15 protein-coding genes and 2 pseudogenes are annotated in these 20,160 nt (G+C 69.4%); 11 read left to right on the top strand and 6 right to left on the bottom strand.

What is annotated here, in order from left to right; translation table 11 throughout:
- Nucleotides 1–124 precede the first annotated feature (124 nt).
- The 5 genes and pseudogenes from NI17_RS09625 to NI17_RS09605 all read left to right on the top strand — a co-directional run bounded on the left by NI17_RS09625 (nt 125) and on the right by NI17_RS09605 (nt 5,270).
- Nucleotides 125–1,397, top strand: a pseudogene (locus tag NI17_RS09625) (IS701 family transposase).
- 362 nt (nt 1,398–1,759) lie between these two features.
- Nucleotides 1,760–2,320 carry a hypothetical protein gene (locus NI17_RS09620; RefSeq protein WP_068694053.1) on the top strand — a complete coding sequence of 187 codons (561 nt, stop codon included), beginning with the start codon at nt 1,760–1,762 and terminating at the stop codon, nt 2,318–2,320.
- Nucleotides 2,321–3,628: 1,308 nt separating this feature from the next.
- Nucleotides 3,629–4,033 carry a transposase gene (locus tag NI17_RS09615; RefSeq protein ID WP_068694048.1) on the top strand — a complete coding sequence of 135 codons (405 nt, stop codon included), beginning with the start codon at nt 3,629–3,631 and terminating at the stop codon, nt 4,031–4,033.
- Nucleotides 4,034–4,188: 155 nt separating this feature from the next.
- Nucleotides 4,189–4,470, top strand: coding sequence for a hypothetical protein (locus NI17_RS09610; protein WP_068694047.1), 282 nt, complete (start codon nt 4,189–4,191; stop codon nt 4,468–4,470).
- A 68-nt stretch (nt 4,471–4,538) separates the two neighbouring features.
- Complete coding sequence (locus NI17_RS09605) at nt 4,539–5,270, top strand: hypothetical protein (RefSeq protein WP_234402157.1); 732 nt, start codon at nt 4,539–4,541, stop codon at nt 5,268–5,270.
- Nucleotides 5,271–6,218: 948 nt separating this feature from the next.
- On the opposite strand, the gene NI17_RS09600 is transcribed toward NI17_RS09605, so the two are convergent.
- A complete protein-coding gene (locus tag NI17_RS09600; RefSeq protein WP_084012884.1) occupies nt 6,219–7,250 on the bottom strand; it encodes a nucleoside hydrolase in 1,032 nt (343 codons plus the stop codon).
- Between the two features lie 1,216 nt (nt 7,251–8,466).
- Nucleotides 8,467–8,727 (bottom strand): magnesium transporter CorA family protein, encoded by a 261-nt coding sequence (locus tag NI17_RS09595; protein ID WP_068694043.1) that lies wholly within the window; start codon nt 8,725–8,727, stop codon nt 8,467–8,469.
- Between the two features lie 1,069 nt (nt 8,728–9,796).
- On the opposite strand from NI17_RS09595, the gene NI17_RS09590 reads away from it, so the two are divergent.
- The 3 genes from NI17_RS09590 to NI17_RS09580 all read left to right on the top strand — a co-directional run bounded on the left by NI17_RS09590 (nt 9,797) and on the right by NI17_RS09580 (nt 13,365).
- Complete coding sequence (locus NI17_RS09590; protein ID WP_068694041.1) at nt 9,797–11,089, top strand: alanine racemase; 1,293 nt, start codon at nt 9,797–9,799, stop codon at nt 11,087–11,089.
- Nucleotides 11,090–11,094: 5 nt separating this feature from the next.
- On the top strand, nt 11,095–12,486 hold the full coding sequence (locus tag NI17_RS09585; protein ID WP_068694039.1) for a condensation domain-containing protein: 1,392 nt from the start codon (nt 11,095–11,097) through the stop codon (nt 12,484–12,486).
- A 105-nt stretch (nt 12,487–12,591) separates the two neighbouring features.
- Nucleotides 12,592–13,365 (top strand): AfsR/SARP family transcriptional regulator, encoded by a 774-nt coding sequence (locus tag NI17_RS09580; protein WP_068694037.1) that lies wholly within the window; start codon nt 12,592–12,594, stop codon nt 13,363–13,365.
- 49 nt (nt 13,366–13,414) lie between these two features.
- Here NI17_RS09580 and NI17_RS09575 read toward each other — a convergent pair whose 3' ends face one another.
- Nucleotides 13,415–14,059 (bottom strand): TetR/AcrR family transcriptional regulator, encoded by a 645-nt coding sequence (locus NI17_RS09575; protein ID WP_068694035.1) that lies wholly within the window; start codon nt 14,057–14,059, stop codon nt 13,415–13,417.
- Between the two features lie 53 nt (nt 14,060–14,112).
- On the opposite strand from NI17_RS09575, the gene NI17_RS09570 reads away from it, so the two are divergent.
- Both NI17_RS09570 and NI17_RS09565 read left to right on the top strand, forming a co-directional pair.
- Nucleotides 14,113–14,940, top strand: coding sequence for an ABC transporter ATP-binding protein (locus tag NI17_RS09570; protein WP_068694033.1), 828 nt, complete (start codon nt 14,113–14,115; stop codon nt 14,938–14,940).
- Nucleotides 14,930–15,685, top strand: coding sequence for an ABC transporter permease (locus NI17_RS09565; RefSeq protein ID WP_068694031.1), 756 nt, complete (start codon nt 14,930–14,932; stop codon nt 15,683–15,685). The genes NI17_RS09570 and NI17_RS09565 overlap by 11 nt, the downstream gene beginning before the upstream one ends.
- Nucleotides 15,686–16,026: 341 nt before the next feature.
- Here NI17_RS09565 and hisS read toward each other — a convergent pair whose 3' ends face one another.
- On the bottom strand, nt 16,027–17,277 hold the full coding sequence (hisS, locus tag NI17_RS09560; protein ID WP_119268102.1) for a histidine--tRNA ligase: 1,251 nt from the start codon (nt 17,275–17,277) through the stop codon (nt 16,027–16,029).
- A 349-nt stretch (nt 17,278–17,626) separates the two neighbouring features.
- On the opposite strand from hisS, the gene NI17_RS09555 reads away from it, so the two are divergent.
- Entirely contained in the window at nt 17,627–18,358 is a 732-nt protein-coding gene (locus tag NI17_RS09555; protein ID WP_119268101.1) for a nucleotidyltransferase domain-containing protein, read from the top strand.
- 667 nt (nt 18,359–19,025) lie between these two features.
- Here the strand turns inward: NI17_RS09555 and NI17_RS09550 are convergent.
- Nucleotides 19,026–19,253: a hypothetical protein gene (locus NI17_RS09550; protein WP_199860204.1), complete on the bottom strand. Its 228-nt coding sequence runs from the start codon at nt 19,251–19,253 to the stop codon at nt 19,026–19,028.
- 496 nt (nt 19,254–19,749) lie between these two features.
- Nucleotides 19,750–20,106, bottom strand: a pseudogene (locus NI17_RS09545) (NUDIX domain-containing protein); the annotation flags it as partial.
- Between the last annotated feature and the right edge of the window lie 54 nt (nt 20,107–20,160).

Below are 20,160 nucleotides of genomic sequence, written 5' to 3'. Positions count from 1 at the left end.
ATAGAAAGGAGTCATTCTTCCACCTAGTACTCCAGTTGTAGTTCCTGATCTGGGTTGTTTCCCGGACACGCGGACGGCCACCGCGTGATCATCGGTGGTGGTGAAGACAACGAAGAACCATGCGGTGGCCGCTGGCCTCAGCGTAGCGTCACAGCGGTGGCGAGACCGGTTCAACGACCTGATCCACACGATTTCGGTCCGTCTGGCCCGCCCCGAGATCCGTGACACCGCCAAGGCCCTGATCCGCGGGCTGCTCGCCCCGCTGCCGCGGAAGAACTGCTGGACCCTGGCCGAACACGCCGGCCATACCACCCCCTACCGCATGCGGCTTCTGCTCTCGCGCGCCTCGATCGACGACGACGGGCTCCGCGAGGATCTGCGTTCCTCCGTGATGACCCGCCTGGGCACCCAAGACGTGGTGCTGGTCCCGGACGAGACCGGCGATCTGAGGCACCGCAACGGTGGGCCTACAGCGCCAGTACACCGGCACCGCCGGACGGGTGGAGAACGCCCGGGTCGCGGTCTACCTCGCCTATGCCACCCGGGCCGGACACGCCCTGATCGACCACCGTCTCCACCTGCCCGCCTCCTGTACCGATGACCCCGACCGACTGCCCGACCACGTCGGCTTCGCCACCCAACCGCAGTGGGCGGGGGAGATGATCACCGACGCCCTGGACGCGGGGACACCGGCCCGGTGGGTGGCCGCCGATGAGGTCTACGGACAGAACCCGCGCCTTCGCCGTGAACTGGAGCAGCGCCGCCTCGGCTATGTGCCGGCCGTGCCCCGCCGCGAACGTCTTGGGCTGGCGGGTGGCCCGGCCACGGCCGCCGACCTGGCCGCGCTCGTCCCCCGCCGGGCATGGCAGCGCCTCCCGGCCGGGACCGGAGCCAAAGGGCAGCGGTGCCACGACTGGGCGCCGGTCGACGCCGAACCCGCCCCCGAGGGGCATCGGTGGGCGCTGATCCGCCGCCACCGCGCCACGGGCGAGTTGGCGTTCTACCGCTGCTACGCGCCTGATCCGGTGCCGCTGTCCCGGCTCGTGGCGGTGGCCGGACGCCGGTGGGCGGTGGAGGAATGCTTCCAGCAGGGCAGGGGCCTGGCCGGGCTGGACGGGCACCAGGTGCGCACCTGGTGCCCGTGGCATCGCTGGAGCCTGTTCGCGGTGCTCGCCTACGCCTTCCTCGCGGTGCTGGCCGCCGCCGACCGCCACCAGAACCCCACGACAAGCACACTCACCGCGTTGACCTGCAACGAGATCCACCATCTGTTCAACACGCTGTTCGCGGTGCCCCCCGATCCCGGCCGTCTGGCGGGCTGGTCGCTGTTCAGACGCCGCCACCAAGCCCGCGCTCGCCAATGCCATCACCGCAGACAAGCAACCCGCGAACCATGACGAATCAGAACTACAACCGGAGTACTAGGCCAGGGGAAGGTCGGTTCTCACGTCATGACGGCCAACTGCGTGGGCCGCCGGGCCAGGTAAGAGCAAAGCGCTCGGAGGGTTACCCGCCCTTCTCAAACACACTCTTACTCTGCTGCGCTGTCTGAACCAGCTACCAGCATCACCTTTTTTGGACATCCTCTGGGCTGGGGAGTCCTCCTGCCGTTCCTGGGTTCCTGGCAGGACCTGTCACAGATACTATGGTGCAATGCACCCTGGTTGGTGTAGTGCACTCACAATGGTCGTCCCACTTGCCAGTTGTGCTAAAAATCCAGTTTTACTGAATGTTCCCCCGACAAGATCAAGGTGTTCTCTTGACTGGCAGGATCGTGCTCCGCAACCGTTGGCTGGCAGCCTTCGGGGTCGCCCTTGCCATGCTGGCTTCCTCCTTCATCATGGTCCTCATCCTGGCAGGGATGGATAAAGGCGGGGTTCTCGATATTCGAGGGTGGGTGGGAGCTCCCCTGTTCTCCGTAGTTGTGTGCTGGTGGGTACTCAAAATAACCCTCTTCACCTGCGTCGAGATCCGGGGAGAAGAGGTTCTTGTGAAGAACATCTTCCGCAAGAAGATAATTCCGATTCGACTGGTGAAGAAGGCCGAGGCGGGGCCACACATGGAGGTAGTCCTGACTTCGGGGGAACGCTACAGTTGTGTTGGCCTTGCGCCGTCACTGGCGGGAGCGTTCTTCGGGTTTCCGAGCAATCGGCGCTGCGCGGAGGTCTTGAACAGGTATCTTCAGGACAAGAAAGGTAGTTTCCGGAACGAAAGTCCCGGGGCCGGTGTCAGGACCCTTCCATATTTCAACCTTGTGGCCCTGGCCGTGCTGTCCGCAGTCTTCTTTGCGTTTTCTGCGCTTCTCTGGTTCTTCTGGTGAACTGGGGGCGATACCGATGACCAGTGGCTCTTGGGACAACCACCTGCTCCCACCGGTGAACACCGGAGTCGGCGCCGACCACCTTGACGTGTACTTCTGCACCGCCCCGACTCCGGCACCGGCAGCGAATGGCTGGACGGCACGGTCGAGCAGATGCGCTCCTTCCGCGACGTCGGCCTGGTCCGGGTCATCGGCATGCACGGCCCGCACCGCCACGCTCTCGAAAAGCTGCCGACTCCCCGCCGCAACAGGGCGGACAAGGTGAAACGGTTTCGCGACCTGTTCCGCAGGGTGCGCCCTGACGTGCTAGGGCCTGTATCGAAGTTGGTTGTGGTGGTCTGCCTCGGCTGAGCGTTGTCGGGGACCCAATGCACAGGAATGAGTGAGGTCTCCGGTAGAAGGTTCTCTGCGTGATGTCCGTGTGGACGCCGTGACCGCCAGCGGCGGCGAGCTGACCATCAAGGCCGCAACGACCACCCGCCAGGCCCCGTGCCCCGACTGCGGAACCGTCTCCACCCACGTCCACGGCCACTACCAGCGCCGACTCCAGGACACCCCCCATCAGTGGCCAGCCCACCACCATCCACCTGCGCATCCACCGGTTCCGCTGCGCCAGCACCACGTGCGAACGCCACACCTTCGCCGAACAGGTCGACGGACTCACCCGCCCCCCACACCCGCCGCACACCCCACCACCGGGCACTGGAGGCCGTCGCGCTCTGGCTGGTCGGACGCCCCGGAGCCCGCCTGGCCCGCACACTCTGCGCCCCCACCAACCCGAACTCCCTGATCAGGATCCTGCACGCCCTGCCCGACGAGCCGCCCAGCAGCGTTCCCCACGTCCTAGGGGTGGATGACTTCGCCCTCAAACGCGGCCACGTCCACGCCACGATCCTGCTGGACATGGAAACCGGCCTCCGAACCCGCGGACGCCGGAGCGGAGCCAGCGCTGGCCCCCGGCGGAGATGGAAGGGGTCCGCGCCAGCCGGAGACGGGAGCGCCAGGCCGCGGTGCACGCCCTGCCGGACAAGGAGACCGGGTGTCTCGGCGATCGCCGATGCCCTGGGTTTCGACCGCAGGACCGTCCGCCGCTACGCGCACGCCCCGACCCGGAGGACCTGCCCGCCGGCGACGGACACCGGGCCACCCTCCTCCAGCCCTACCCGGCCTACCCGCACCAGTGGTGGAACGAGGGATACACGGACGCGGTCCGGCTGTGCACGGAGATCCGCAAGCAGGGCTACCAGGGCAGCGAACACACCCGGCGACCTCGAGCCACTCCGGACCAGCGGGAAGCCCGCACCCCCGGTGCCCGAGGCGCTGACCGCCCGCCAGGCCACCGGACCGATCACCAGCCCGCCCAGCCGACTGAAGCCCGAAGAGGAGGTGCGGTTGAAGGAGCTGCTGAGCCGGTATCCGCAGCTGGAGCAGGTTGCTAAGTGCGTGCGCTCCTTCGCCACGATGATGCGGGAGAAGAAGAGGCAGGACCTGAAGACGTGGCTGGGCAGCACCGAGGCGACCGAGAGGCAGCCGGTGCAGAGCCTCGCCCGCGGGCTGCGCCAGGACTTCGACGCGGTGACCACCGGACTCACCCCGGAATGGAACTCCGACCGTGTGGAAGGCAACGTGTGCCGGATCAAGGCGCTCAAAAGGGCCGGGGACGGCCGTGCCGGACTCGAGCTGCCGCGCCGCCGCATCCTCTACACACCGTGACAGAACGCGGCGGCCTCACACAGACTGGATCAGAGCCGTATCTACTGTCCACTGTCACACCACCCGCCGGGCAGTGGCACAGCGGTGGACCCGCGCCAGCGCCGAGCCGGTCGACGCGCTCACCCCAGGAACAGGCCCGGTCGGCGGCTGCGCGCGTGCATCAGGAGGCGGCCGAGGTCGACGTGACCCAGGCACGCGCCGAGCAGACAAAGCTCGAACGGGCCGCTCGCGAGCAGCGGGTGCTGCAAACCGCAGCCAAGCCGGGGATCTCCATGGAGGATGCCGCACAGCTCCCCGAATGGACACCGGACCCGGCGGCCCGCCGGGCGGTGCAGGCCTCCAAGGAAAGCACGGTGTCCGGGAGTGGCGCGGCGCCCGAACGGCCCCGGGAGCGGTTCGAGAGCGGCCGTGAGACTGCGGTCCCCGAACGTGGGTGATTCCCTCTCGAAATTGTGTCCGCATCCCTACACTTTTTGTGTAGGGATGCGGACACAAAGGGGATCGGTTGGGAACCCGAACCGTCGGGGCGGCCACCGTCCAGTACCTGCCATCGGACCAGGTGCGCGACACCCTCGGCAGGCAACTGGCGTGGGTCCGTGACACCAGCGGCATCCTCGTCATCACCGACGCAGGCATCCCGGACGGCGCCCTGGTACCGCCCGATCTCCTCACCAAGGCGGGTTTGACTCCGGTCCGAGAGCAAGGGGTGCGCGAGGCACGTGCCCGGTGGGGGGCGACCCGCGCCGACGCCACCGATGAGGGTCCCCAGGGCCTGACGCACCACAGGACGCTTATGGCAGTGCTGGTCGACCAGCCCACCGTCATCGCCCTCACCCAGGGTTTGCCGGTGCTGGCGTTCACGGAGCTGACCGTGACCGGGTCCGGCATCGTGCTGAGCGACGGAACCCCTGTCGTACCCGGCACTTACGCTCTGCGTGACGGCAAGGTCGTGCACATCGACGCCCCCGAGGAAAGAGAGTGGGACATGAGCTTGGACGAGGACATCCTCTACGACGACCAGACTCCCGATGACGTGATCCGAAGCATCCTCGACGATACCGCCGCCCACGTGGCCGGAGTACTGATGCGCAGGGCGCGTGCGACCCAAGACACCGCAGCCAAGCAGGAGGTCAAGGACCGCATGCAGGAGGTGTGGAAGCTGAAGAGCGACCTGGGCCTGAGCCGCCAGCAGATGGTCGAGCACATTCTGCGGCTGCGTGACGAGCTGAGGGCCTGAGTATGGCCAACGAGTTCGACGTCGACGCAGAAGACCTGCGAGAGATCTTCCACGAAGAGATCCGGCCCCTGGTCTTCGGGAACGTGGAGCCCTACCCCGCAGGTGAGCGGCCGGTGATGGTCCAACTGGGGGTCAGTTGGCAGCAGGCAAGTCACACGCCTTGGAGCCCATCACCGACCGGCACGGCGGACACGTGGGCCAGGTCAGCCCCGACGACTTTCGCGAGTTCCCCCCCGCTACGACGACATCATGCGGGACCGCCCCCACGAGTTCGTCGCGCTGACCTCGCAGGCCATATACGTCTGGTCCGATATGGTCCGCGAGAAGCCCGCGCCCACTGGGGAGCGACTCGCCCCCCGAGCCGCCACCGCCGGCCCCCAAGGGCTGACGCAGCACAAGGACTGGCTGGCGGTGTTGGTGGATCAGACCACGGCCCCCACCTCGGGCCGCTGGCCTGCGCTGCGTCCCGTGGCGGGCGACAGCCGTTGATGGCCGTCGCGATGTCGTCGAGGGGGTTGGGGAAGACCTCACCCGGGGCTGCCTGGCCCGCTCCTCGACCGGGCACTCCAGGTCCCACCCGCAGTCGGTGGCCTCCCCCCCGCCGTCCATGGGCGGCACGGGTTGTCTCCCCTGCGGGGTCGGGATGTAGCCGCCCGGGGAGCAGACGAGCACGATGGGGATTACTCTCTCCCTGTCTCCGCAGGTGAGGACCTTCCGGTCGACCCGTCCTCCCGGCGAAGGTCGACGATCACTGAGGCGAGCGCCTCGCTCGGGCCCGCGATGACCATCGCGGTGTCCACGCGGGCCCGGTCAGTGCTGGAGGAGACGAGTTTCCCGGCCAGGAATCCCCGGGGACGCCTCGTAGACCTGCCGACCCTCGCCGTGGAGTTTGTCGGGCGCGGTTCAACACGTCGACACCGGGTCGGGTCCGCTCTGGCGGCTGCTCGGTCAGCTCTTCACCGGAGGCAGCGACGGGCCGGTCGGTGCGACAGCCGGGTCGAGTCGGTCGCGCAGCCAGGACATGAACCCGGGGTAGTGGGCCGAGGTGCTGACACGCACGCGCGTTCCGTGTCCGGCCGCGGTGGTGCGGCCGATGCGGTCAACAGCCAGGGGCATGGGCTCGGAGTCGACGAAGGGCAGTCCCAGTGCGGCGCTCAACGCCAGGGCGTCGTGCTGTTTGGTGGCGGGGTGGAAGCGGACGAACCAGCGGTCCAGGTGGGCGGCCAGCAGCCCCGCCCAGGTGGGGGCGCCCGGTTCGGTCAGGCCGCGGTAGAGCGGATGGTCGGCGTCGACCTCGGTGTCGGCAACGAAGGTGATCTCGGAGGTGACGAACTCCGGGAGGCGCAGGTGTCCTGCGGCGACGGCCGTGAACACGGCGTGCACCGCGGCCACATCGAGCCGGAAGTTGTGCTCGGCCCGGTCGGGGTCGCGGTAGCGCAGGGCGCCGCCCATCTGGGTGATACGCAGGCGCGGGGCGAGTTCGGGGGCCTGCTCGAGCAACCGCGCGAGGTTGGTCATGGGGCCCATGCCCACCCAGCGGATCGGACCGGGCCGGACTGCGGCCAGGGCCCGCACCGCGGCCACGACGTCGGTGTCCTGGTGCGGGACGGTATCGGGGGTGAGGCCCTCTACGCAGTAGTAGCGGGTGTTGCCGAGGTCGGCGCCCGCCACGACCGGCACGTCGGTGCGGCCGAGGGCGTCCAGCAGCCAGCGGGCGAAGCGTGCCCGCCGGCCGTGCCCGTGCGCGTCGGCGACCTCGTCCGAGGTGATCACCAGCGCCAGTTCGGGAACGCAGCGCGCCGCCGCCGTGAGGGCGATGGCGTCGTCGGGGTCGCCGCCGATGTCGGTGTCGATGATCATCGCGTTGCCCCGCGGGGTGTTCGGTCGCGGGGCGTTGTCGGGTGGCGTCTTTGCCGGTTCGGTCGGTCTCCTCCTGTGGTGTTGGGGCGCGGCGGCGGTTTCCTCGCGGGGGGCTTCCATGTTGTCTCCTGGGTCTCGACCGTCCGGCTGCTGCGGTTTCGGTGCTGTGTCGGCTGACGCGGGGGCGGTGGGGCGTGTGTCGGTCTCCGCGCGAACGAATTCGGTTGCACGGGTCCGGGATGCCTGCGGGTGGTAGCGGTGGGACGCGTCCGGTCGGGTTCGGGTCCCCTCGTTTGAGGGGGGCCGGGGCGTGGAGTTTCGGGGGGTGCCGTGTGCTGTGTCTTGCCGGGGCGCTGTCTTCTTGTGCGCACGGTCCCGTCGCCGCTCCGCGGTCCAGGGGTGCGGGGCTGTGTCCGCTCCTCGACTACCTCGATGACCGGGGCGATGACGAACCGCATCCCGGGGTCGGGTTGTTTGTGCCGGTCGTGTGGTCCTGGAGTGTCGGAGCAGGCGGTGGGGCGGCCGGGGCGGCGTCCGAGCGCGGGGAAGAGGATGCAGCGGTGTCGTGGGTCCACCGCGTTCCGGCATCGTTTCCGATGCTTCCCGGTAGGCGTTCAGCCGACTCGTCGCCTCACTGCGGCGAAGAGGCCCTGACCGGTTCCACGCGTCTGTTCGAGCACCGCGGCGGCTCGGGGCTCTTCGGACCCGTCGGGGCCGCGTTCCTTGGCGTAGTGGTGGGTCGCTGCGGCCGGTGGTGGGTGCACGGCGGAATGCTGTCCCGGCGCCGACAGCGTGCCGGGGATCCGGTCGTAGACGCCGTGGCCGTTGGTGCTGTCCCGGCCCTTGCCCGCGGGTTCCCGCAGTGGTGCGCCCTGTCCATGCGGTCGCGGGCCCCGGCCGTGCCCGGCGCGGGAATTCCGGGTACGAGACCTCGGGGATTCCAGGTCCGGGCGAGGCCGCGAGCCGGTCGGCGATGGCCCGAAACCCGCCAGGCCCAAAGAGCGCGGTCTCGATGACCGGCGGGACGCCCCCACGGTGGGCGTGGTCCAGGCGCATCGCGGACCGCTCCCGCACCGTCTGTTCCGTGGCCGGCGGCATCTCGCGCGAACTCCCGATACTCGGGTGGGCGGGCCGGAACCCGCCGGGACCGGTCTGGACGACACCCCGACCGCCGCTCGGGAGAGCTGGACCCGCCCGCCGCCAGGCTGTCCCCCAAGAATACGACGACCGGCTGGCCGCCGTGCTCGGCTGCCCCGAGAACCCTGTCCCGGACCGAGGCCGTCGAAGCGTGCAGCGGGGGTGTCTCCGTCGAGAGGGAACCCCGCGTGGTCCGCCATCAGCTCGCCCGCAGAACGCGCAACTCCCGCTCCAGTTCCCGCGCGATCATGCCCTCGCGGTCCCGCGGGTCGACGTTTCGCTTGAGGTCCCAGATCCGCCGTATCCGCCGGTCGGCCTGCCGCTGGTCTGCACGGCGCTCCCGGGCGTCGTCGTAGCGTCCGACGTCTTCACCGACGATCTGGTTGGAGACCTCCTCGAGGATGTCGTGGACCACGGTGGTCGGCGGCGTGTCCGGGCCGAAGCGCGCTGAACCGGCCATGGTCCTCCTAGCCGCCGGCGGGGGCCTTCCCCGCCACTGGTCGATGTCGGACTCCTCCCGCCACCAAGTTGTCCCGCCTCCCCCTGTTGGTCCGGCTGATCGAGGTTTGATGGTCGGGTTCTGCGGCGGGTGCGGTTCCGCCGCTTTCTCTGGTGAGGTCGAGGTATTCCGCCCCAACCATCCGGAGCGGGCCCCACGGGGTGGCGGCGCCTGGTCGAGGCGCCCCGGCGCCGAGTCCGGGCGGGCCCCACGGGCGGATCGGCCGAAGGAACACCGGTCACTCCAGGAAGGCAGCGCCCTGTGGTGCGGCATCGTCGTGGAGGGTGCGGGTGGGTGGGCCGTGTCCGGACTCGGCGCCGGGGGCGCCTCGACCGGCCACCGGCAACCGGTGGTGGCTCGTTTCCGGGGGTTCTGTGGAATGCCTCGGCTCCGCTGGAGGTGCGGCGGAGTCGTCCACCGCAGAACCGAACACTCACATCCCAGGAGGACCGGTGCGGCTTATACCAGGGCTTCGCCGCGTGTCAACGAAACACCGGGAAGAACGCTGTCCACATTCGGCTCGTCGAATCGACCGAGATTGATTTTCGGCGTGGTGGTCCGTCCCCGCCCGGTGTCGGGAAGAGAATCTTCGCCCCCGCCTTATCCCTGTCCTGTGAAAACATCTGAGTATAAAGGTGAACATGATCTCTCGCGTCTTTGCTTTTCGTGTGCCCAGGGCGTCTTTTGGTTAGGCGGAACTCGAAGAAGACCAGTTCAGAGGTGTTCTTGTCAACCCCGTGGGGCTGTGTTGCGCTTCGCGGGAATCTTTGCTTTTATTCTTTGTGGGAGCGCTTCCACGCCATGTTGATCTCCTCTCCGGAGAGTTTCACCCCCAACTCTCGAGTTGTCCTTTCCGCAGCCCCTGATTCGTCCGGAATTCCCGTTCTCGGCGAGTGCCGTCCCCGCTGCCCGCGAAAACACCCGGGCCGCGACGCGAATACGACGCCCCCGCGGAAACGAAACCACGCCCACCGGACGTCCACCCGCCGGCCCCCGGCGCCCGGCGCCGACGACGGGGGACGCCCCACCCATGGTTGACACCGCGAAACTCGTACGCGAGTTCGGAACCCCCCTCTACCTCTACGACCTGCGGCGCGTACGCGAGTCCGTCGCCTCCCTGCGCTCCGCCCTGCCCACGGGCACCCACATCTACTACTCGCTCAAGGCCAACCCGCATCCCGACATCGCGGCCGCGGCACGCGCCGAAGGATGCGACGCCGGGGTCACCTCCCCGGGCGAGGTCGCCGACGCCGCGGCGGCTGGTTTCCCCCTCGACGAGTGCCTCTACACCGGGCCGGGCAAGAGCGAGGAAGCCGTCGACCGGTCCGTCCGCGAGGGAGTACGGACCTTCTCGGTGGAGTCGGAGACGGACTTCCGACGCAGAGCGCGCGCCGCGGAACGCACCCGGCAACGGCTGCGCTGCCTCATCCGGGTGAACGGGACCGAAGCCGCCGGCGGAGTCGGCCTGCGGATGAGCGGAGGCCCCTCCCAGTTCGGCGTGGACTTCGCCAGGGTCGCGGGCCTGGCGAAGTCCGTCCAGGACCATCCGGGCACCACACTGCGGGGCCTCCACTTCTTCCCGCTGACCAACGCCAAGGACGAGGAATCGCTCCTGGAGGAGTTCACCCGCACCCTCAGGGCTGCGGCGGCCCTGCGCGCCCAGGGCGTACCGATCGACCAACTGGACATCGGCGGGGGATTCGCCGCCCCCTTCGCCGTCCCCGGGGACCCGCCCGTGTACCGATCCCTGGCCGACCGGCTCACCGCGGCCCTGGACGAGCACATGGCCGGCTGGCGCGACGGCGCACCGCGAATCTCCGTGGAATCCGGACGCTATCTGGCCGCAAGCTGCGGAACCCTCGTGCTCGGCGTCCTCGACGTCAAGAAGAGCCACGGCCGCACGTACGCCGTGCTGGACGGCGGGGTGAACTGCCTCGGCGGCATGTCGGCGACGGGCCGGCTCCTGCCCCTGTCCGCCGTGCCACTGGAGGCCACCGAACGGGCAGAGGACAAAAACGAGCCCGTGCACCTGGCGGGACCGCTGTGCACACCCGTCGACGTCCTCGGGCGCGGCACCCGCCTGCCTCTACCGCGCGTGGGCGACCTGGTCCAGATCCCCAACGTCGGCGCCTACGGGATGACCGCCAGTCTCCTGGCGTTCCTCAGCCACCCGTCCGCCGCGGAAGTGGTCGTGGACGGCGGGCGGCTTGTCTCCGCGACACGTCTGCAACGCGAGCGCCGCCCGATCGGACCACCCCCGTCAGGGGCGGCCCCCGGCCCCGACCAGGGCCGCCCAGCCGGACCGAACCCAGGCCGAAGGTGAGAGCCATGACCACCGTGCGAACGACGACGGTCCCCGTGACCGGTGAACGGGTCCGCGAGGGCCGGGCGACCTGGGGACAGCGGACCGCATGGCGCCACCTGCGGTGGTTCCCCGAGGACCACCACCGGTTCAACATGCAGGAGGCCTTCGAAATCACCCCGGGCGCGGACCTCGACGCGGTCCTGGCGGCGATCACCGACCTCGTGAACAGCAACGTCACGCTTCGCACCCGCCTGCTGCCCGACGACACCGGGACGCTGAGGCAGCGCGCGGAGTCCTCCGGCTCACTCCCGGTCCAGATCGTCGAGACCGACCAGGGCGACCAGGCCGACCTGCTCGCCCTGGTCGAGGGGATCAGCGCACGCCTGGGAGCCCTCTCCTTCGACCCGGCCCGGGACTGGCCCCTCCGCGTCGCTGTCCTGGTGCACGCGGGCCGGCCCCGGGCCCTGGTCCTCTCCCTCTCCCACGTCGCCACCGACGGCGTGAGCCTCCGACTCCTGGTCGAACGGGCACGCCGACTCGTCGCCGACCGGGCCGCGGGCCGACCCCCCGCCGGCGGCGGCCGCGAGACGGAACTCATCGAGATCGCTGAATTCGAATCCGGCGAGGCCGGGAAGGCCCTATCCGAGGCGGCGATCCGATACTGGCGCCGGGTACTGCGCGACGCGCCCGAGTCGGCGTTCCCCGGCCCCGCCCTGGAGGTGGTCGGCCACCGCTACCGGTCGACGAGGTTCCGTTCCTCCGCGCTGCACGCGGCGACCCACGTCATCGCCGAGCGGCACCGGGTGAGCACGGCGATGGTCCTCCTCGCCGGACTGTCCATGGTGCTGGCCCGCCACACCGACGGCGCGGGGACCCTCATGAAGGTGGTGGCCAGCAACCGCACCGCGGACGTCGCGGACGTCGTCTGCCCCATGGCGCAGGACGGCATCTTCGCGGCCGGGCGCCCCGGCGGCGGACTGGTCCGCGTGCTGCGCGATTCCTGGGCCCCGGCGATGCGCGCGCACCGCCATGCCCGCTACGACCCGGACCGGCTCGACGAGGCGATCGCCGCGCTGGAGCGCGAACAAGGGCACCGGATCGCCATCACCTGCTGCGTCAACGACCGGCGCAGGGACCAGCGGACCTCGCCCGCACTCGCCGGGACCCCACCGGAGCGGTTGACGGAACTGCTCGACGAGACCGACATCGAGGAGACCAGCGCCTACGACTCCCACGACCTGCAGTTCTTCGTGGAGATCGACGCCGACGACCGGTTCACCGAACTCTCGGTGACGGTGGACACCCGGCACATATCCCACGCCGACCTCGGCCGAATACCGTTCCTCCTGGAGTCCCACCTGGTGCGGGCCGCCCACCAGAGCGACGAGACGCAGGCCGCGGCCCCGTCCCCGTAGGCGGGCCCTCCGGCCGCACGGACCGCCGCCCTCGACACCCCACGACACTTCCCCCGACCGGTTCCCAGTGGTTCCAGCCCCCTGTCGAACCGAAGGAGGTTCAGTGTGCAGTTTCTCCTGCTCGGCCCATTGGAAGTCCTGGACGACAGCGGGTCCAGGATCACTCCCACCGCGCTGCGGCTCCGCATGCTGCTGTCCCGGCTGTGCATGGACGCCGGCTCCGTGGTCCCCTTCGACCAGTTGAAGAGCGCCCTGTGGCCCGAGGGATGTCCGCGTACGGCGTCCACCGCCCTGCAGGTGAGCGTCTCGCGGCTGCGGAAGTACCTGGCCGCCGCGGGCGCGGACCCGCTGGTCGTCGCCACCCTTCCCCACGGCTACTCCATCGACCTCAAGGACCACAGCCTGGACGTGTGGAACTTCCGCAACCTCCTCGCCCAGGCCAGGCGACAGGACCGCGGCGGCTACCTCGACAACGCGACCCTGCTGTACCGGCAGGCCCTGGAGCAGTGGCGGGGCGACGCCTTCCCCGAGATGTCGGAGTCGGTCACCCTCTTCGGGGCCGCCAGGGCGCTCGAAGAGGAACGGGACGCCTCCTACGAACGGCTCATCGAACTCGAACTGAACCTCGGCAGGCACGCGATGGTCGTCGGCGAGCTCTACCAGATGACCGCCCGTTTCCCCTCGCGGGAGAGGCTCTGCGAACACCTCATGATCGCTCTCCACCGCAGCGGGAGAACAGCCGAGGCGCTCCAGGTCTACGACGCGATCCGCTCCCACCTCACGGGCGAACTCGGTATCGAGCCGTCGGACTCCCTCCGGCGGGTCCACACGTCGATCCTGTCCCGGGCCGACGAACTGGACCTGACCGGCAGCGCGTAGGCGTCGGGTCTCGCGCACATCGCCCGGGCCGGAAAGGACACCCCGCCTCTCACCCGGCCCTCGCGCCCTCCTCCTCGACCATCGCCACCAGTCTGGCCAGCCCCTCCTCGAACTCGGCGTCCCAGTCGACCGGAAGGTCCAGCGCCTCTCCCAGGCGGTGGTGCGCCGGCAGCTCCCCGGGCCCCAGGCGATCGCGCCGCTCCTTCGTGCCGAGGTTGCCCTCCCCGAAGCGGCCGCTCACCTCCGAAACCGCGAAACCCAGCACGAACGTGCTGAACATCCGCTCCCAGCCGGCCACGCGTTCGTCCGGGATCCCCGCGTCCAGCAGGGCCTCGTACAGGGGGTCCACCACGCGCATCGCCTCCGGCAGGACCACGGGCCTGGTCAGCAGCAGCGGAAACGTCCGCGGATACCGGTGCGCCGCCGCTCTGGCCCCCCGCGCGCACGCGAGCAGCCGCTCGCGCCAGGACGCCTCCGGATCGGGCGGGGGCACCTCCCGCAGCACGCGGCCGACCAGCCAGTCCAGGAGTTCGTCCTTGTTCGCGAAGTAGCCGTAGAGGGCCATGGGGGTCAGTCCGACCCTGGCTCCGATCGCCCGCAGCGACACGGCGGCGAGCCCGTCGCTCTCCGCGAGGTCCAAAGCGGCGGAGAGAATCTCTTCCCGTCTTTCTTGATTTATCTTTCCCACGCTCATACTCTACACCGTAGAGAAAGGTTATATACAGCGTACAGAATGATGATGGGAATATGATCGAAGCATTAGGCCTGACCAAGAGGTACGGACCCGTCAAGGCCCTGGACGACTTCACCCTGGTCGCCCGCCCCGGCGAGATCGTCGGACTGGTCGGACACAACGGAGCGGGCAAGACCACCTTCGCCAACATCGTCTCCGGACTCCTGCGCCCCGACAGCGGACAGGTCCTCATCGACGGCGCCCCCCCACGCAGCGCCCGCCACCGCCTCGGCATCGCCCCCCAGCACATCGCCCTCTACCCCACCGTCACCCCCCGCGAGACCCTGCGCCTGTTCGGAGGACTCCAAGGCCTGCGCCGACGCGAACTCGGCCGCGCCACCGACGAAATCGCCGAAGCCCTCCAGATCACCGACTTCCTCGACCGCAGGGTCGACGTCCTCTCCGGCGGCCAACAACGCAGAGTCCAAGCCGCCGCGGCCATGATCCACAAACCCGCGCTCCTCCTCCTGGACGAACCCACCGCCGGCGTGGACCCCGAAACCCGCCAATCCCTCCTCAAAGTGGTCCATGACCACGCCCGCACCGGAGCGACGGTCATCTACACCACCCACTACCTCCCCGAACTCACCGAACTGGGAGCCAGCCTCGCCGTCGCACGCCAAGGACAAATCATCGCCCGCGGCGAAGCCGGCGAACTACTCCACGGACTGCCCGGAGAGGTCCGACTCTCCTTCGACGACGAAGAACTGCGCGTCCCCACCACCGACCCCACCACCACCCTCGCCCAGATGCTCGTCGACGCCACCAAACCCGTGCGCTCGGTCGACCTGCGCCAACCCACCCTCGACGACCTCTACCAGGCGGTGGCCCATGCGCACTAACCTCCCCCACCGCCTGCTCCTGCTGGCCCGCCACAACACCACACTGCGACTGCGCGACCCCGGCCACCTGATCAGCTACCTGGTCATGCCGATGGTGCTCATGCTCGTCTTCAGCCCGCTCTACAAGTCGGCACTGCCCCGAGGCGGCGAAGCCCAGGCGGTCATCGGCATGCTGGTGATGTTCTCCGTCCTCTCCCTGTCAGTCGTGGGCACCGCCCTGCTGACCGAACGCACATGGCGCACCTGGAACCGACTGCGAGCCACCCCGGTCTCGATCGTGGAAATGCTCATCGGCAAGGTGCTGCCCGTCTTCGTGCTGCTGGTCGCCCAGCAGATGATCCTCATCATCTTCGGATCCCAGGTCGCGGACATGCCGGTCACCGGCTCTCCCGCACTGATCCTGGCCGCGGTCTGCGTGTGGTCCTTCACCCTGCTGGCCATCGGCGTGGCCCTGGCCAGCATCGTCCGCAGCCACGGCGAACTCGCGGCCATCTGCGACGTCGGCGCACTGACCGTGAGCGCACTGGGCGGAGCCCTGGCCCCCATCGCGATGATGCCCGCCTGGGCGCAGACCATCGCACCGATCTCCCCCGGCTACTGGGCGGTGACCATGCTCAAGGCCGCGGTGGCGGGGCAGCCCGACACCGTCACACAGGCCGCGCTCATCCTCACGGCCGTCGGCGTCGTGGCGGGCGTACTGGCCTGCGTCCGCATCAGCCGCGGCCTGAAGGAACCCCAGGGATAGCACCACGTGCGGCCACGACCCCAGACACACGACCGCGAACACCACCACGACCGGCCGCCGCAGAAAACTCTCGAAACCGACTCCCGCGGCCACGACGAACCCGCGCCCGCCCTCGGCCCGAGCCCCCGCGCGGGCCGCCGGAACGGTCGGGGAAATCGGCGACCGCCCGTTCCCGAACACCCCCGTATTCGACGGGACCCCACCGGCGAACGCTTCACCGTCCGGGCCCGGGCGTGTAGCCGCCCGTCTGGGACTGCTCCTTGATGACCTCACCGCCGAGCGCGTCGGTGATCTTTCGGCGCAGCCGCTTCGGGAGATCACCCCATCGGGCACGTGCCACCTCAGGTGGACAGCGGACGGGGTTCGGCGTCGTCCAGAGCCTGGGCCACCAGGTCGAAACCGGCGGCCCCCAGCCGCTTGTAGACGCCCTTGCCCCTGCCGCTGACCCGGATCGTCTCGACGATGTGGCCTTGGGCGCGCAGTCGAAACGCGTGCGCGGCGACCGCGCCGAGGTCCTGTTCCTCCCGCCACAGCAGCGCCAGCCGGGTGGCATGGTCCACCGTGGCCGGGGCCAGCACCTCGGCCAGCCGCTCGAAGCCGATGCTGAACCCGCAGGCGGGGGTGTGCTGTCCGCCGATGCGGCCGATCATCTCGTCGTAGCGTCCGCCGCCGGCGATGGAAGAACCCAGTCCAGGGGCGGCGACCTCGAAGATCGGCCCGGTGTAGTAGCCCATGCCGCGCACCAGCGACACGTCCAGCACCAGTGTGGCCTTGGGTGCGGTCTCGGGCAGCACCACCGCATCGGTGATGGTGCGCAGCTCTTCGATCGCGGTCTCGGCGACCCCTGGGGGCAGCAGTCGGGCCACCTGCTCGCACGTGGTGGCCGTGTCGGCCTGGGCCAGGACCTCGGTCAGCGCCGAGACCGCCGGTGTGGGGTGTCGGTCCCGGGCGAGCTCGCGCTCCACCCCCTCGGGGCCGATCTTGTCGAGTTTGTCCACCACGATCAGCACCCGCGGGTGGGACTCGGCGGCGAAACCGCAGGCGCCCAGCAGTTCGGTGAGCAGCCCGCGGTGGTTGAGGCGGATGGTGAACTCTGTCAGCCCGACCGCGGCCAGCGCCTGGCTTCCGGCGCTGAGCAGTTCGATCTCGGCCAGCAGTGACGGTTCACCGAGGATGTCGATGTCGCACTGGGTGAACTGGCGGTAGCGGCCGCGCTGCGGACGCTCGGCCCGCCACACCGGGCCGATCTGCACTGCCCGAAACGGGGACGGCAGTTCGGGGGCGTTGGTGGCGTAGAAGCGGGCCAGGGGGACGGTGAGGTCGAACCGTAGTCCCGCGTCCGCCAGTGCGCTGGTCTCGGTGATCTGGTCGAGGGCCAGGCCTCGGCGCAGCGTCTTGAAGATCAGCTTCTCGTTCTCCCCGCCCTGTCCCGATTCCAGGAATCGCAGGTCCTCCAGGGCGGGGGTTTCGATGGGCCGGTAGCCGAAGCGGGAGAAGACATGATGGATCGTGGCCTGCAGCCGCTGACGCCGCTCGGCGGCATCGGGCAGGACATCACGCATACCCCGGACCGGGGACGGGCGCTGGGCCACGATCGAACTCCTTTGCTTCTGTGTGCGCGTAACGCAACCGCTTCACAACCTAGCCGGGTCACCGGCTTTCGGCATCCGATTACCCACGGTTACCGGTGAGGGCAGGACGATGGCGGTCACGGTCCAAGACCGATGCTTTCCCACGGGAAACAGGCCGGCCCCGGAGCGGCGTGGCTGCACGGTATGCCTGGAGCGCTCGGTTTCTTGGGTTGTGTCCCCCTGGGACGGGACAGGTGGGGCGGGATCGAGGCCCCTGGCAGGTCTGGTTGTACTGTCGTGGGAGTCTCATGGACGGCCGTGGTGGAAAACTTCTCGCGGACGGTGACGGTCCCGTGGCACGGTTGCCCCCATGCGTGCTGATCCTGTCGACCAGGCGCGCCGGATCGCGGCGGGGCGCTTCCCGCATGCGCTCGCCGCGGTGCTGGCGGGATCAACGGCCGCCGGGCGGGCCACCGCGGCCAGTGACCTGGACATCGCGGTCCTCCTCCCCGAGCCCGAGCGGACCCGCCGGGAGACGATCAGGTTCGAGGGGCGCTTGGTGGAGTTGTTCGTCCACACCGCCAACGGTCTCGATGAGGTGTTCGCCGCTGACGCGCGGTCCCGCCGCGGAATCATGCAGTTCATGTATGCCACCGGGATCGTGCTGGTCGACGTGGACGGCCACGCCGCCCGGGTACGCGACCTCGCCGAGGCGCAGTTGCGGCAGGGGCCGCCGCCGTTGGGCGCGAAGGCGGTGGAGACGGGACGGTACTTGCTGACCGACGCGCTGGACGACCTGGGCACGGTCACCGACCCGGCAGAACGCCTCGCCACGGCCTGGACCGTTCTGGCCAAGACAGCCGACCTGCTCTTCGACCACCACCGGGCCTGGACGGGTGGCGGCAAGTGGCTGCCCCGGCGGCTGCTGGAGGCCGACGCAGAACGCGGCTCGCACCTGTTGGACAGCTACCGGCAGACGTGTGAGACAGGCGCGCCGAACCGCTTGGTCGACGCCGCCACGGAAGTACTCGACCTCGTTGGTGGTCCGCTTCAGGAGGGCTACCGGCGCGACTGGCCGCCCACGGCAGAACGGTCCTCCTGAGCAGGTCCGGTTGACGGGCGGGGCAGGGAGTTGAGCCTGCTGGAGGGCGTGCGTCTGCGAACGTCCACCACGCGGTGATCCCTCCGGACCGCCTGCCTTCTGGTGGCGGTGTCCGTGGTGGGGTTGCAGAGTCGCCGGTGGGGCCGGTGAGGAAGGCGGCCAGAGTGGGAAACGATGCGGTGTCGATCCGGTGGCCGCGCTCATAGGAGTCGAACCCCGGGGAGAGCAGTTTTCTGCGGTAGGCCCACTTCGCTTGTCTGCGCTGGTCGCTCGGGTCCTCCGGGCGCATCAGGGCGAGGAAGAAGAAGCACTTCACCAACAGGAAGTCGCCGAGGAAGCGGCTCAGGCGAAGACCTGTCAGGTTCTCGCCGGCCTCGTCGAGAAGTGCGAGGTAGGACCGGCGCTGCTGGCGGGTGAAGACGTAGCCCCCGCCGCCCTTGAACGCTGCGATGTCGAGCATCGGACACACGTCGAACCCCACGGGGATCAGGGCGTGGTGCTGCCAGTCGATCACCCCGTTGGCAAAGACGTTGGGCAGGCCGTAGTCGAGGTGTCCGAACGACACCGGAATCCCGCCCAGTCGCGCGAGGACCGTGTCCAGGGCCGTGCGTACCCGGTGGGTGTCGAGGTCGGGGTTCTCGGCGAGCACGGTGTCGACGAAGCCGGCTCACCCCACCCAGTCCGCCGCCTGCCCGGGGTGTTGCTCGACGGCGCGGATCTGGGCGGTCAGCAGTCGGACGGAGACCTCCGCGGCCGTGTCCACGGCAGTCTGGCGCACGGTCCCGGTCCCCTCGGTGTCGCGTACCGCCACCTCGTGCAGCGATTCCGTTCCCACGCTCTGCTCGACGAAGAAGAACCCTTCCCGCTCCCGGCCCGTCCCCACGATTCGGGACACCGGGAATCCCCGGTCCGCCAGCATGCCCTGGAAGTCTGCTTCGGCGCACACCTCAGCGCCCGCCGGTCCGTCTGAACAGGGTTGCGTCCCCGGAACGCCACACCGCCCCCTCCGCCACGGTCCGGGCCTTGACCCACTCCCAGGTACCCAACCACGTTCCCCGCTCACTCGTGCTGTCACGGACAGTAAACCGGACTGAAAGCAGACCAGGGAGACGCGCCTGTGTCCAGAAGGGAAAACGCTGTGGTTCAGCGCCCGCCGCCGATCACCAGAAGGCCGGGGGAGAAGAATCGCACCGGAGGGGCGTTAAGCGGCAGCACCCGGACGGTGAGGCAGGGGCGTCACCGACAGCGGCCGGTCGGGGCAGGAACGCGGAACGGTCTTCGGTGTATCCCCGCTCGACAGCGTCCCGAGCAACCCGCGGTGTGGCCCGCGCAGCGGGGACGGACCGGTGCCCGGGGTTGTCCGAGGCGGTCGTGGTACTTCCGCCGATGGCTTATCCGGCCGGTGCGCCGTTCTCCAGGTAGCGGGTGGCGCCCTCTGCTCGGGCTTGGACAGCTTGGGTGATTCTGCGGGCCAGGCGGGGGATCGTGTGCTCGTGGATCCGGGGGGCGTCGCAGAACTCGTAGCCGGTCAGCTCGGCCGGGTCGAGGACGATCGCGTCCCGGTCCTTCTGCTCCAGTAGGCCGCCGTCGAAGACGAAGAGCTGCTTGTCGCCTTCGACGGGGGTGGGCGCCCAGTCGACGACGAGCAGTCTGCCCAGGGGCGGGTCGATGCCCAGTTCCTCGCGGACCTCGCGCTGTGCCGCCTGACGGGGAGTCTCGCCGTGTTCGACGTAGCCGCCGGGATATCGCGGTAGTTCTTGTAGGAGGGCACCACCAACAGCACGCGGTCGTGATCGTCGAAG

This window comes from Thermobifida halotolerans (assembly GCF_003574835.2).
GTDB classification, from domain to species: Bacteria; Actinomycetota; Actinomycetes; order Streptosporangiales; family Streptosporangiaceae; genus Thermobifida; species Thermobifida halotolerans.
The sequence above is the reverse complement of the archived record's forward strand: the minus strand, read 5'-3'. Positions and strand labels throughout refer to the sequence as shown.